Annotated in this window: 10 protein-coding genes; 9 read left to right on the top strand and 1 reads right to left on the bottom strand. The window is 47.6% G+C overall.

What is annotated here, in order from left to right; translation table 11 throughout:
* Positions 1-361: 361 nt before the first annotated feature.
* The gene (locus BZG72_RS15240) at positions 362-1,375 is read left to right on the top strand and encodes a porin (RefSeq protein WP_077577948.1); all 1,014 of its coding nucleotides are present in this window, start codon (positions 362-364) and stop codon (positions 1,373-1,375) included.
* 76 nt (positions 1,376-1,451) lie between these two features.
* Positions 1,452-2,270, top strand: a complete 819-nt coding sequence (locus BZG72_RS15245; protein ID WP_077667203.1) for a DUF2057 family protein — start codon at positions 1,452-1,454, stop codon at positions 2,268-2,270.
* Here BZG72_RS15245 and BZG72_RS15250 read toward each other — a convergent pair.
* Positions 2,267-3,691 (bottom strand): aminotransferase-like domain-containing protein, encoded by a 1,425-nt coding sequence (locus tag BZG72_RS15250; protein ID WP_077667204.1) that lies wholly within the window; start codon positions 3,689-3,691, stop codon positions 2,267-2,269. The two genes, BZG72_RS15245 and BZG72_RS15250, sit on opposite strands and share 4 nt — an antisense overlap.
* A 150-nt stretch (positions 3,692-3,841) precedes the next feature.
* Between BZG72_RS15250 and BZG72_RS15255 the strand changes: the two genes are divergently transcribed.
* From BZG72_RS15255 to BZG72_RS15285, 7 genes are all read left to right on the top strand, one after another.
* On the top strand, positions 3,842-5,206 hold the full coding sequence (locus BZG72_RS15255) for a cytochrome ubiquinol oxidase subunit I (protein WP_077667205.1): 1,365 nt from the start codon (positions 3,842-3,844) through the stop codon (positions 5,204-5,206).
* A 9-nt stretch (positions 5,207-5,215) separates the two neighbouring features.
* Complete coding sequence (gene cydB, locus BZG72_RS15260; protein ID WP_077667206.1) at positions 5,216-6,217, top strand: cytochrome d ubiquinol oxidase subunit II; 1,002 nt, start codon at positions 5,216-5,218, stop codon at positions 6,215-6,217.
* Entirely contained in the window at positions 6,217-6,351 is a 135-nt protein-coding gene (locus BZG72_RS15265) for a DUF2474 domain-containing protein (protein ID WP_077667207.1), read from the top strand. The genes cydB and BZG72_RS15265 overlap by 1 nt, the downstream gene beginning before the upstream one ends.
* A 154-nt stretch (positions 6,352-6,505) precedes the next feature.
* Positions 6,506-6,859: a DUF805 domain-containing protein gene (locus BZG72_RS15270; protein ID WP_077577942.1), complete on the top strand. Its 354-nt coding sequence runs from the start codon at positions 6,506-6,508 to the stop codon at positions 6,857-6,859.
* Positions 6,860-6,996: 137 nt separating this feature from the next.
* Positions 6,997-7,521, top strand: coding sequence for a GrpB family protein (locus BZG72_RS15275; RefSeq protein WP_046073415.1), 525 nt, complete (start codon positions 6,997-6,999; stop codon positions 7,519-7,521).
* A gap of 172 nt (positions 7,522-7,693) precedes the next feature.
* Positions 7,694-8,899: an EAL domain-containing response regulator gene (locus tag BZG72_RS15280; RefSeq protein WP_241832564.1), complete on the top strand. Its 1,206-nt coding sequence runs from the start codon at positions 7,694-7,696 to the stop codon at positions 8,897-8,899.
* On the top strand, positions 8,896-13,680 hold the full coding sequence (locus BZG72_RS15285) for a PAS domain S-box protein (RefSeq protein ID WP_077667208.1): 4,785 nt from the start codon (positions 8,896-8,898) through the stop codon (positions 13,678-13,680). Before BZG72_RS15280 ends, BZG72_RS15285 begins: the two co-directional genes overlap by 4 nt.
* Positions 13,681-13,694: the final 14 nt, after the last annotated feature.

Consider the following 13,694-nt stretch of genomic DNA (forward strand, 5'->3'; position numbering starts at 1 on the left):
ATCCATGTTTTATGATATTCATTTCATATTATTTGCATGAAAGTACTTGCCTGCGGGGACTGTGACTTTGGGGTTTTTATTTAAAGTATTGTTTTTAAGGGTTTTTGTTTTTTTGGCGGATAAGATCTATGTCATAAAACGGTCAAAAACATGCTCTAGTTCATATTATTCGTATTAAAAATTAAGTCGTGATTGATATTTTTCTTTGCGTAATTAGTCTGAAGGTGTGGTTACACGAAATGTGTAAGCAGCGGGGGAAAGCTGAAATACGTTTCTCAGCTTTCAAATCGGTTTTGCACTCGATAAAACTTAATAAATCAACGAGGCAAAGCCCGTATCTTGCAGATAGCAGGAGTCTTTCATGAATAAGATTTTTAAGCGTTCGCTTATTAGTGCAGTGGTTGCATTAGGATCAACTGGCGCAATGGCCGCCGACCACGAAGGTGTGGTTGGTGTTTTAACTGACTACAATGTTGACCTTTATGGTGTTGCGGCTATTTCAGCCTTCAACCAAGAAGATGGTAACGGTTACGACTATGAAAATGAGTCTCGCGTCGGGGTTCGAGCCGGTAAGGCGTTTAATGACGACGTTTATATCTTCATGCAAATTGAGTCAGGGTATGTCGGTGAAGATGGAACAGGCGCGACATTGGGTAATCGTGATACTTTCATTGGTATGAAAGGAGACTGGGGCCAAGTGCGTTTTGGTCGTATGTTGACACCAATGTATGAAGTGGTCGATTGGCCCTATTCTAACCCAGGGTTAGGCCGCGTTTTTGACTGGGGGGCGGACACGAAGTCGCATTATGATCGTAAAGGCGATATTGCGCGTTATGACTCTCCCGATTTAAATGGTTTTAGTTTTGACGTGTCAGTGGGACGTGGCGATAAAGATGTCAAAGGCTCAAATCACTTTGGGGCCGCAGCACACTATACGTTAGCGGATGCATTTACCCTCCATGGTGGGTACGAATATAACTCTAATTATGAGGGTGATATTGATACCAAGGCGTATTTAGCTGGGGTTGAAATTCCACTTCCAGGTGGCTTTAAGGTGTCTGCCGCTTACAAATATAATGATGGCGTGTACAACACCGCGGGAGCTAACAAGGGGACTGAGGCAGAGCAAGATCAAATCTCAGTGGTTGGTGAGTACTGGAATGGTCCGTGGGGTTACCGCTTAGGTTATGCTGCAAATGGCGATTCTGATTTAGACAACAATGCCGATGTCGATGATAGTGATTCAGTGATTGCCGGTCAGCTAATGTACTCGAAGAATGGTTTCTTGCCTTATCTTCGTATTGGCCAGCACGATGCGGGCAATCTAGAGGACAAAAAAGCGTTTGCCCGTCTAGGTATTGAATATAACTTTTAACAGTAACACTTTGCCTTTCTATTCTTTTTTGCCGGCCAGGATGGCCGGTTTTTTTAACTTCCTGTAAGGGGGCTGTATGAAAGCAACTTTCCGTCTTGTGACCGCATCGAGTTGTCTACTTATTGTCGGTTGTACTAGCTTTGATTCGTCGAGTCAGTTTGATGATGTTGCGAGTTCAGTGAAAGAGCGTCGCCACTATGTGCAGGTGGTGACGAAATCGATCACGCCAGACATTCAGGTCTTGTCTGGGGCGAATGTCGTTAAAGCAAGTGCGAATTATGTGGCGAATTATCCCGTTGATAAGTCAGCAGGCCCCGACGTGGCTCCTTCCAAATTGATGACTGAAATCTCGTATTTTAAGAATTATCAAGAGTATGAAACCGTCACCATCAATGGTGAGACGCTGCCGCTTGAAAATACTCAAGTAACGTCAGAAACGTGCACGGAGCACTGTGTGACGACGCAATATGTATCATTTCCGTTCTCCCCAGACATTGCCAACAATTGGTCTGAACCACAGGTTACCTATACCTTCAATAGTGCTGGGGGCGGAAATCGGGTGCAATTGTCGATTCCCAACGCTTACTTTATGGCGGCCAATGATGAGGCGTCGCGTGTTTTAGGGCAACAAAGCCAGTCCGCTGTATCCGCGAGTCAGCCAATCTCAGTGAAAGACACAAAAGAGAAACCAGAAGAAATGGTGAACTACTGGTATCAGCAAGCGACTGACTCTGAACGCAGCGCTTTTGCGGATTGGGCGTTTGCGCATCGTGACGGAAGCGGTGTACTGCCGACCACTCAAAGTCAGGCTTTGCAGATGATGGGTTATTGGTATCAGCAGGCGACCCCTACCTCGCGGAAAGCCATCCTTACTTGGTTACTCAACCAATCTTAGTGCCTTACCAAGGCTTGAATGTGCTGTGCAATCAAATCACATAAGGTGGCCAGCGCATTTTGGTGAGCATGATCGAGTGGGTAAGAGGCATTGAGTCGAAAGCAATGGGCAAACTGTGCGTGTGTCGCAAACATGTTCCCTGGTGCGATACTGATATGATGTTTGAGCGCAAGGTGGTATAGGGCAGTAGTATCACTGCCTTTGGGCAAGATTATCCATAAAAAGTATCCGCCTGGGCTGTTAACGACTTCCACAGCTTGGGGCAAGTGATCGACAAGGAACTGACACGTCGCTCGCTTTCGCTCGGCAAGCGTGTGGCGAAGCTGCTTTAAGTGATGTTCATAGTTTCGGTTATGCAGGTAGTGGGCTACAGCAAGTTGAATGGGGACGCTGGTGGTCACCGTGCTCATTAGCTGCAGCTTTTGTAGTTTCTGGGCTTGATCGCCAGCGGCTACCCAACCGAGGCGAAACGCATCGGCCAAGGTTTTTGAAAAAGACGAGCAGTGCAAAACATGGCCGCTGTTATCAAACGCTTTAATGGGCTTCGGTTTGTGTTCCCCATCATAGAGTTCGCCATAGACATCGTCCTCGATTAAGTACACCTGATAGCGCTTGACGAGTTCGGCAAGACGCGCCTTCTTTTCATCTGACAGTGAGTACCCCAACGGATTTTGATGATTGCTCATCAACCAGCAAGCGCGAATTGGGTGTGTTTGCAAGGCGCGTTCAAGTGCATCGATGTCAATCCCCTCTGTAGGATGTGTTCGGATTACCATCGCTTTGAGTCCGCGATTTTCAAGGGCTTGCAACGCGCCGTAAAACGCGGGGCTTTCGACTGCGACCCAATCGCCAGGTTGCGTGACCGCACGCAAGCTAAGATTTAACGCATCCAATCCGCCTGCTGTGATTACTATCTCATCGGGTGAGATTTGCATGCCCTGCGCTGCATAGCGTTGGGCAATCAGGTGTCTCAGTTGCGCATTACCCGGCGGGAGATTATCGACCACGCTATGAATCGACATAAAGCGCACGGCAGTGGTGAGCGAGCGATTTACTTGATGGCGAGGGGCGAGCAAGGGATCGACATAGGCATGCCCATAGCTTGCCATGCCGGGAGAGCGACTGGCTTGCAGGACATCGAAAATATAGTCATTAATATCGACCGATTCAGCAGGGTGGAGGGCTGTATCCGTTCGGTTTTGGCTAAGTGCGGCATGAGGAGCGACACGATAGCCTGAACGGGGCTGTGAAACTATCCACCCTTGGCTTTCTAGCTGTTGATAGGCTTGGAGCACTGTCATCATGCTCAGACCTGAATAGGCGGCCTGTTTTCTCAGCGAGGGAAGCTTTTCTCCCACGTGCCAAATGCCAGCTTGAATCTGCTGTTTAATCTGTTCACTAAGATTCTGATATTTAGACACCTTTACCCCCTTCAGTCTATTGGGCCGCTCAGACTATAACACGGTAGTCAGCAGGCTGTTATAGGTTAATCTGAACCGTCTGTATATGGGCACATTAATAATGGGCTTCTACCATGCGCGTTGGTCTAATTACTAAAGTGGACTTCACGTATGTTTGGTCTTGATGCCTTTATGTTGGCCCGTATTCAATTCGCGTTTACGGTTTCTTTTCACATTATCTTTCCTGCAATTACTATCGGCCTTGCCTGCTACCTTGCCGTGCTTGAGGGGCTATGGCTTAAAACTCGCGAGCAGGAGTACAAAACCCTTTATCTTTTCTGGTCGAAAATTTTCGCGGTCAACTTCGGGATGGGCGTGGTGTCTGGGTTGGTGATGGCATACCAATTCGGCACCAACTGGAGTGGCTTTTCCGAGTTTGCGGGCAGTATCACTGGCCCACTGCTGACTTATGAGGTACTTACGGCGTTCTTTTTAGAAGCCGGCTTTCTCGGCGTCATGCTGTTTGGTTGGCAACGTGTCGGTGATCGCTTGCACTTTTTCGCTACGTCCATGGTGGCGCTGGGGACGGTGATCTCTGCCTTCTGGATTTTAGCCTCCAACAGTTGGATGCACACGCCACAAGGGCATGAAGTGGTTAATGGTCAAGTGGTGCCTGTGGATTGGTTCGCGGTGGTCTTTAATCCCTCTTTCCCTTATCGCTTGGCGCATATGGTGGTCGCGGCGTTTTTATCCAGTGCCTTATTTGTTGGTGCATCGGCGGCGTGGCACCTGCTTAAAGGGCTGCGCAGCCCAGCGGTGAAGCGGATGTTTTCGATGTCGATGTGGATGCTGTTATTCACCGCGCCTATTCAGGCTTTTATTGGTGATTTGCATGGCTTGAACACCTTGGAGTATCAACCTGCCAAAATAGCAGCGATGGAAGGGCATTGGGATAACAGTCATGGCGAGCCCACACCGCTCATTTTGTTTGGCTTACCAGATATGGAGGCGGAAACCACCCGCTACAAAGTAGAAATTCCCTATTTGGGTAGCCTGATCTTAAAACACAGTTTGACCGAGCAAATCCCTGCGCTAAACGAATTTCCTGCTGAGGATCGACCTAATTCGCCCGTGGTTTTCTGGGCGTTTCGCCTGATGGTGGGCTTAGGACTATTGATGATCACACTTGGGCTAGTGGGAGCGTGGCAGCGTTATAAAGGTCGCCTTTATGAACATCAAGGTTTGCTTCGTTTTGCTTTCTATATGGGACCCGCAGGTTTGGTCGTGATTCTTGCTGGCTGGGTAACCACTGAGGTAGGGCGTCAGCCTTGGGTGGTGCATGGCCTTTTACGCACCCAAGATGCGGTGTCTGCGCACGGTGACTTGCACATGAGTATTAGCTTGATCAGTTTCTTTGTGGTGTACGGCTTGGTCTTTGGGTTGGGGTACATCTATATGATCCATCAAATTAAATTAGGGCCGGATCAGCACGATAACACGCCGCATGAACCGTTAACTGTCTCTGGTCGTGTGTAAGGGGGAAACATGGATTTAGCAATGATTTGGTTTGGCATCATCGTGTTTGCCACCTTAATGTATATCGTGATGGACGGATTTGATTTAGGGATCGGTATTCTGATGCCGTTTGTCACTCAACGCGAAGAGCGCGACTTGATGGTTAACAGTGTCGCTCCAGTCTGGGATGGCAATGAAACCTGGTTGGTCCTTGGTGGGGCGGCATTATTTGGTGCTTTTCCCTTGGCGTATGCCGTGATTGTCGATGCGTTAACGATCCCTCTCACCTTGATGTTGGTAGCGCTTATTTTTCGCGGCGTGGCGTTTGAGTTCCGGTTCAAGGCGTTACCCGGCCATCATGGCTTTTGGGATACCGCTTTTATGGCGGGGTCGATTTTTGCCACCTTTTTCCAAGGGGTGACTGTAGGCGCGGTGATTGAAGGCTTTCCTGTCGAGGGACGCGCTTTTGCCGGCGGTGGACTCGATTGGTTGGCACCGTTTCCTATCTTCTGCGGGATAGGCTTGATCATTGCGTACGGTTTACTGGGTGCTACTTGGCTGATCATGAAAACGGAGCATGCGTTGCAAATGCGTATGTACCACCTTAGTCGTCGACTCGTCGTGTTGATGGCGGTAAGTATCGCGATAGTCAGTGTTTGGACACCACTCGCCTATCCGGGGATTGCCGACCGTTGGTTTAGTTTGCCAAATTTGCTAATGCTCTCTCCGGTTCCTTTATTGACGGTTTTTTGTTTGCTACGCCTTTGGCGTACCCGTCCTGATCACGCTCATCACCGTCCATTTATCATGGCGTTGTGTGTCACTTTGCTCGGATTTATTGGCCTCGGCATCAGCATTTGGCCGCATATCATTCCACCCAAGATCACGATTTGGCAGGCTGCCTCACCACAACAAAGCTTGCAATTTATGCTGGTTGGCGCGGTGTTTATCATTCCAGTTATTTTGATGTACACCTATTGGAGCTACCGCGTCTTTAGTGGCAAGGTAAATCCGGATGAGGCGTACCACTAATGGCTGATATGACAAAACCTGCTTGGCAGCGCTGGCTCTGGTTAATCGTGATCTGGATAGCCAGTGTGGCGGCACTGGGGGTTATTTCTTGGCTATTTAAGCTTTTGATGCATACCGCGGGTTTGCAAAGCTAGCTGCCGTTAACTTTCTATTACGTGGCGAATCAGTGATAAGCTTCTCAAGCTGATGATAAAGCGGTCGGATGTCTTATCACTGAAATAGTACTGACTCGATAGTCCGTTCTATGATACGTGCGAACACTTCTTTCAACTAAAAATAGGGTTACGTATGGAATGGTATTTAAAAGTGCTGCGCAATTATGTCACTTTTTCAGGGCGCGCCCATCGTCGAGAGTATTGGATGTTCTTTCTGGTTAACTTTTGCATCTCCTTGGCGCTAAACATTGTCGCTGAAGCGACGGGGCTGGTGTTGCTGAGCATTGTGTACTCATTGGCGGTACTACTGCCAACCTTAGCCGTTACATCAAGGCGTTTGCATGACACGGGACGTTCTGCATGGTGGCTGCTGATTTCATTCATTCCTATTATCGGGATGATTGCGCTGCTGGTGCTTTGTGCATTGGAAGGGGATCAAAATAGCAATCAATACGGTTCTAACCCTAAGCTTGCGGAAGGCGTCTAGTAAGGTGGTGTGATTTGTTTGCATGGGAACTGCTGGTACGATAGTCAACTAACTTGAGTCAATGAACTTGAGTCAATGTGTCGCTCATGCCGACTCACTCGTGTTTACCAGCATTCCTTTTTTACCTTAGGTGCCACATGATCACACTCGAGCCCTACCAATTAGTTGACGCCAGTTTCTCTCCTTGGCGTCCTATTTACTTAGACGTTGCCCAAGCCTTGTCTGACCATATCTCGACACCTCGTATTGAGGTACTGCATTTTGGTTCAACATCAGCCAAAGTCGGTGGCAAAGGGATCATTGATTTATCTATTCTTTATTTCTCAGGAGAGCGAGAAAACGCAATTACCCATCTTTACGCGCTAGGCTTTCAAGATCAACATAGTAAGCAGCCGTTTCCCGAACACCGCCCTCGTAAAGACGCCTCCGTAACCTATCAAGGTGAGCGGTTTTTGATTCATGCTCACGTGATTGAAAAAGACAGTGATGAACATCATCGTCAAATTGCATACAAACAGTATTTGCTCGATAACCCTGATGTGCGCGCCGAGTACGAAGAAAAAAAGCGCAACATTTTAAAAGCAGGCGTTCACGAACAAGACAGCTACGTAAAACATAAAGCACCGTTCGTGAAAGCGGTTCTCAACGACATCGGCGAGTGAATATACGCTCAACGTCCTTCTCTTACCCTTTTTCACACGTCACTAGACTTTAGTCGTATAGGTCGATTGTCACTCAAGTGCACCCGTTATGGTTGGTCTATAGTACTAAAGTAGGCACGAGGTGGTAAACCTTGAGGCGTTTGCTTTTCTAAAGGGCGAAGAGGGGCCGTGAGTGAGTGACTTCCAACAGGGAATATTAGTTGTTGATGATCAGCAAGTGGTTCGGCACACACTGGCGCTATGTCTTCAAAACCTTGGTTTCACTAGAATTTATCAGGCCGAAAATGGTCGGGAAGCGAGAAAAATCCTGAGCTCACATGCGATCCGGTGCGTGTTCTGCGATCTCAATATGCCGGTCGAAGATGGGTTTGAGGTACTCAAGTTTTTGGATGCGCAAGCCTACCCAGGCGCCATAATATTAATGAGTGGCGAGGAGGAGGAAGTGCTGGCCTCAACCGCCAATTTGGCGCGTCTTTATCAACTGAATATCATCGAATGTGTGGCCAAACCGCTTTCATTTGCAACAGTGAAACGACTGCTGAGCGCCAGTGAGCGTGAACTAGACATAGAGGCTAACCACGCGCCGCACTCACTACCGCCGCTCACTGCCAAGTTACTCAAAGGATACATAGATAAAGGAGGGCTAAGCGCGTTTTTCCAGCCGCAAATTTCCTTGTCCTCTGGTCGCCTCAAGGGGTTTGAGGTCTTGGCTCGCCTATTTAAACCTGATGATAGCATGGTTTTTCCCGACCAGTTTATCCCCACCGCAGAAAAACATCTTGAGAGCATCACTGACCTCACCAAACGCGTCATTGAATGTGCTTACAGCGATATCAATCAGTATGGAAAAGATATCGGCAATTTATCATTTGCCTTCAATATATCCGCCAAAGTGTTGGAGGCGGCAAATTTTCCACAGTGGTTACAAGCAACAACCGCCCAATATCAATTGCGTCCAGAACAAGTGATCTGCGAGCTAACAGAGACGGCTTTTACCACTGATCAGGCGACCATTGACACCCAAATGCTGCGCTTAAAAATGATGAAGTTTAAATTGTCTATTGATGATTTTGGCACGGGTTACTCGTCCATTGCCCAACTGCATTCGATTCCTTTTGATGAGCTCAAAGTTGACAAGCGCTTTGTGCTTGATTGTTTATCGAATACAAAATCTGCGGCTGTGGTTGAACAAAGTATTCAACTCGCAAAAGCAATCGGGGTAAACGTGGTGGCGGAGGGGATCGAGAATCAAGAGGTGTGTGACTTTGTTAAAGCACTGGGATGTGACATTGGGCAAGGCTACTTTTACGCCAAACCAGAGCCACTGAGTGTATTTGATTGGCGTGCAGCCAGTATTCAGGGTGGGAATCGTGAATGAAGTTTTCTGTGAAGCTACCTATTATTTTGCTGATGCTGGGCGGTTTAATGCTGGCATCCGTTACTGTGGTCTCTTGGAAAGGCCGCGAACTGCTTCAAGAAAGCACATTAACTAACATAGAGCGAGAAGCAGCACTACTGATTCGATTGATTGAAAGGAATCTTTTTGAAAGGTATCACGATGCACGCGCGTTTCCTTTGTCTTTAGGAAGTATTGAATCAGATAGTCTTAGTAACCGCCAAGTAAATGACAATACGGTAAGAAACCTTAACGAGTTAATCGCTAATTACAAAGTCTACCGTCGCATTGCGATAGTAAGTATGGAGGGCGAATTACTGGCGATAAATAATCAAAATAAGCATGGTAAATCGCTCGCGCCTCTTGACCTTTCCAAAGCACAAATTATGAACAGTGTTTGGTTTAATGAGATCCTTAACGGCCAAACCCTCGCCCCCGAACAACCGAATAGTACGTATGTAACCGGGCCAGAGCGTTTTATTTTCGGATCCAATGCTTCCTCTTACGACATGATTTTTGCGTCTGTGATCCGTAATACCGCGAATCGGCCTGTCGGTATATGGGTCAATGTGGTCGATTTTTCTACGGTCGAATCCATTGTGGCCGAAAGCTACGACTTACTCGCCAAACGCGGGCTCGTCAGTGCGGAATTAACCCTCTTAGACCGCCAGGGCCGTATTATCGTTGATTATGATCCTGTAGGGCAAAATGAATCAACGTATCAAAGGGACTTTCAAGTTCTGGGTAAATTAAACTTGGCGACGAATGGTGTCGAAGGGGCGAGATTAGCCGTCGCTGGATTAACGGGGTCAAACATCTCAACACACTATCGAAAACAAGTGGATCAGGTCACGGGGTTTGCTCATACCGAAGGTGCGTATGATTACCCAGGACTGGGTTGGTCAGCGATGATCCGCGTCGAAGTTGGAGAAGCGCTGCTTGCCCCCAATAATCTGTATAAAAATTCGTTTATCATGACTGCCACGCTGCTGTCGTTGATTGTACTGCTGGCCTTTTATGTATCACGACAAGTTTTCAAACCTTTAGGGCAGCTGAGTACCGCGGTGCGAAAATTGGCGCGGGGCGAGCATAACTTTTCCCTACCGCAGCGAGACCGAGGCGATGAAGTTGGGGTCATGGCCAGTGAACTGCTCAAACTGCGTGATATGGTGAGCGAGCGAGAAAGCTTAATCAGAGAAACGGAAGAGCAGCGCTTCCAGTTGGATATTCAAAGTCGCGCTATCGAAGCGACGGCAACAGGCATCATTGTCTCTGATGTTAGGCTTGCAGATTACCCCATTATTTATGCCAATAAAGCGTTTGAGACCTTAACAGGGTATAGCTCGAAAGAAGTGGTGGGCAAAAACTGTCGTTTTTTGCAGGCCGATGATCGTGATCAGCCAGAGTTTGATCGCCTCCGCTATGCCCTTAAAAATGCCTTATCTTGCTCCGTCGTCGTGCGCAATTATAAAAAAGACGGCACGCTTTTTTATAATAATCTACGCCTCGATCCCATCTTTGATGAAGTGGGCTCGTTAACCCATTATATTGGGATGCAGTCGGACATTACCGACCTCAAACAGGCAGAAGATGAGGCGAAACTTAAACTCGAACAAGAAATACAGCGCCGAACGCAAGACTTACAAGAATCCGAAGGGCGTTTGAGGACGGTGTTTGACACTGCACTTGATGGCATGGTGGTGATCGATACGCGGGGTAATATCCTTGAAGTTAACCGCTCATTGGAGCTTATATTTGGACGAATCCGTGAAGAGCTGGTGGGAGAAAATGTCTCTATTTTGATGCCAGATAAGTATAAAGCTGACCATGATGGATTTATAAGTCATTACCAGTTAACAGGGAGTAAAAAGCTGATTGGCACACCACGAAAACTACAGGGTTTGCATAAATCCGGGCGTGAATTCCCCATTGAGGTATCCGTTGGCGAAACTTGGTTTGGCGATACCCAGGGGTTTGTCGGTGTGATTAAAGATATCACCGTAGAGGAGGACGTTAAGCAGCGAGAGCAACGTCTTCAAGATGCGCTAAAAGAAAGAGAAGTCATCTATAGAACTGCTTTTGATCAGGCGGCAGTGGGTATATGTCGTGTTGACCTAGAGGGAAACTTTATTGAGGTCAATGACAGAATGAGTGAATTGCTCGGATATAACCAAGAAGCGCTGTTGCAATTAAGCTATCAAGACATCACTCATCCAGACCACTTATCAGCAAGTATCAAACACGTCACTCAACTTGCCTCGGGTGAGAACCGATCGTTTTCGATGGATAAACAATATATTAAGCAAGACGGGGAGGTGCTGTGGGCCACGGTATCGGTCGCGACAGTGCTCGATGAAAATGGTGCGACCAAGTACTTCATTGCTGCGCTGGAAGATATTAGTCAGCGCAAAGCGATAGAAGGCGAGCTGCTCTCAGCAAAAAGGGCGCGAGATGAGTTGCTTCGCGGTATGCAGCTAGCATCTGATGCAGGCGGGATTTGCAATTGGTCAATGGATGTTACCACGGGGGAGCTTAAGTGGGACGCTAACATGTATCGCCTATATGGGATTGCACCTGAAGCGCCAGTGAATTACGAGGTCTGGCAGGCATGCCTTCACCCCGATGATCGTCAACATGCGATCAAAGAAGTCGAAACAGCACTAAACGATAGCAATGTCTTTAATGCCGAGTTTCGCGTGATCCACCCTCAGACTCAGAGGGTCAGTTGGATTAAAGCCGCGGGCAATGTGGTGAAAGATGAGCAGTCGGGACGAGAAATGCTCTTTGGCATCAATTTAGACATTACACATGAGCGACAGACACAAGCCAAGCTAGAGAAAGAATCGGTCATGGCGAGAAAAGCCAACGAGGCAAAATCTCGCTTTTTAGCCACTATGAGCCATGAAATTAGAACGCCCATGAATGGTGTGATTGGCATGGTGGACTTATTAAAAGAAACGCCTCTGGAGCCAGAGCAATCCAAAATGGTGTCGACGATTCGAGATTCTTCGTTCTCTTTACTTGAAATAATCAACGATATTCTCGACTTTTCCAAAATCGAATCAGGACAGATGGAGCTCGATCCGACCGATGTTAACGTGCTCGACTTAATTGAGAAAACCTTAGATGCACTATGGATTAGTGCTGACCAAAAGGGCGTCGAACTCTTTTTCTCACATGACTACGCTACCCCTGACTTTATCTTGGTTGACCCGGTACGAGTACGCCAAATTCTTCTTAACTTACTGGGGAACGCCATTAAGTTCACCAGCAAAGAAAAAGAGGGAGGCCATGTCTTTGTCAAAACAGCATATTGTCATGACAGTCAGATGCTTACATTGAGCATCCAAGATACTGGCGTCGGCATGACGCACGAGCAAATGGATAAACTGTTCAAACCCTTTACACAAGCGGATAGTTCCACCACTCGGCGATACGGCGGAACGGGCCTAGGATTGAGTATTTCCAAGTCATTTGTCGATATGATGGGTGGGGATATTGCGGTTGAGAGTGAGTTTGGTAAAGGCAGTGAGTTTATAGTGCGAGTACCTGCGCCTAGCAGCGTCAAAACTCATGAAACCAACCGGCGTTATCCGTTTTCCGCGTTTTCCTTCGTTGTATTTATCGACCATGAGCCGCTCAAAAATACCTGTTTAGCATTACTTGAAAGCTTATGTCCTGGCGAGGTTTTGGATGCAAAGGCGACGGTGCCGGCCAACTGGAATCCGGATACTATGATTGCGGTGACAACAGATGCAAGTATTTTGCAAAGACATCAAGGTATGCGGTGCTTGTTGTTGGGGAATGATTTTGGTGGAAACGGTGCTTATCGGCATCCAGGGCCGTATCGGTTAAATCGGTACCCCCTTAAACCCAGTGAGTTTGTGCTCGGCGCTGCAGTGATGTGCGGGCTTGAAAGCCCGGATGTTGATTGGAATGAAGCCGTACATAGCAATGCCTTTGCCTATAGCAGTCAGTTAGATGCACAAGTGTGTGGCACCATTTTATGTGCTGAAGATCAGCCAACTAACCAGCTTGTCCTCGCTAAGCAGCTAAAACAGCTTGGTTATTCATTTGAAATGACATCAGACGGCAAAGAAGCACTTGAGAAATGGCATCAAGGGGAGTACGCGATGCTCTTAACAGACTGTCATATGCCTGAAATGGATGGTTTTGAATTAGCGGCTGAGATAAGGCGGCTAGAGGAAGAAGAAAATCGCGAGCGTACCTTAATTATTGCCATCACCGCGAATGCACTTGTGGGAGAAGCGGATCACTGCCTGCAAGCGGGGATGGATGATTATATTTCCAAACCTGTTGAGCTTGAGACACTCAAGCGCGTGTTGGCATTACGTCTTAGAGGAAGAGCGTTAAGAGAGGGCGAGCCCACGCTGACTCAGACCAGCGAAGAAGTCTCTCATACCGAAGCACTCATCGATGACCGTCAGCTCGAGAAAGTCATTGGCAGCTCAGACCAAGAAATGAAGCGCGCTATACTGTCTATGTTTTGGGACGGCGTGTCGGCGGATGTCAATGCGCTCGAGCAGGCCATTGTCGGCGCCGACGATGAAAAAATAAGAGCCATTGCACATGGGGCAAAAGGTGCATCTGCATCAAGTGGGGCGATGCGTTTGAGCGAGTTATTCCGAGTTATCGAAAAAAGCAGTCACGATATCGAACAAGTAAAAGCCGTGTTTACCGAAATAAGTGCAATGATGACCGCAATCGAAACCGATCTGCGGGAAGAAAAAATCATTCAATGAATGTAAGAGGCGCG

It is taken from the genome of Salinivibrio sp. PR6 (assembly GCF_001995955.1).
GTDB lineage: Bacteria > Pseudomonadota > Gammaproteobacteria > Enterobacterales > Vibrionaceae > Salinivibrio > Salinivibrio siamensis.

Bases quoted from the DNA above. Each gene is read 5' to 3' on its own strand.
- BZG72_RS15255 (WP_077667205.1), top strand. From the start codon at position 3,842: ATGTTTGGTCTTGATGCCTTTATGTTGGCCCGTATTCAATTCGCGTTT.
- BZG72_RS15265 (WP_077667207.1), top strand. From the start codon at position 6,217: ATGGCTGATATGACAAAACCTGCTTGGCAGCGCTGGCTCTGGTTAATC.
- cydB (WP_077667206.1), top strand. From the start codon at position 5,216: ATGGATTTAGCAATGATTTGGTTTGGCATCATCGTGTTTGCCACCTTA.
- BZG72_RS15240 (WP_077577948.1), top strand. From the start codon at position 362: ATGAATAAGATTTTTAAGCGTTCGCTTATTAGTGCAGTGGTTGCATTA.
- BZG72_RS15245 (WP_077667203.1), top strand. From the start codon at position 1,452: ATGAAAGCAACTTTCCGTCTTGTGACCGCATCGAGTTGTCTACTTATT.
- BZG72_RS15270 (WP_077577942.1), top strand. From the start codon at position 6,506: ATGGAATGGTATTTAAAAGTGCTGCGCAATTATGTCACTTTTTCAGGG.
- BZG72_RS15275 (WP_046073415.1), top strand. From the start codon at position 6,997: ATGATCACACTCGAGCCCTACCAATTAGTTGACGCCAGTTTCTCTCCT.
- BZG72_RS15285 (WP_077667208.1), top strand. From the start codon at position 8,896: ATGAAGTTTTCTGTGAAGCTACCTATTATTTTGCTGATGCTGGGCGGT.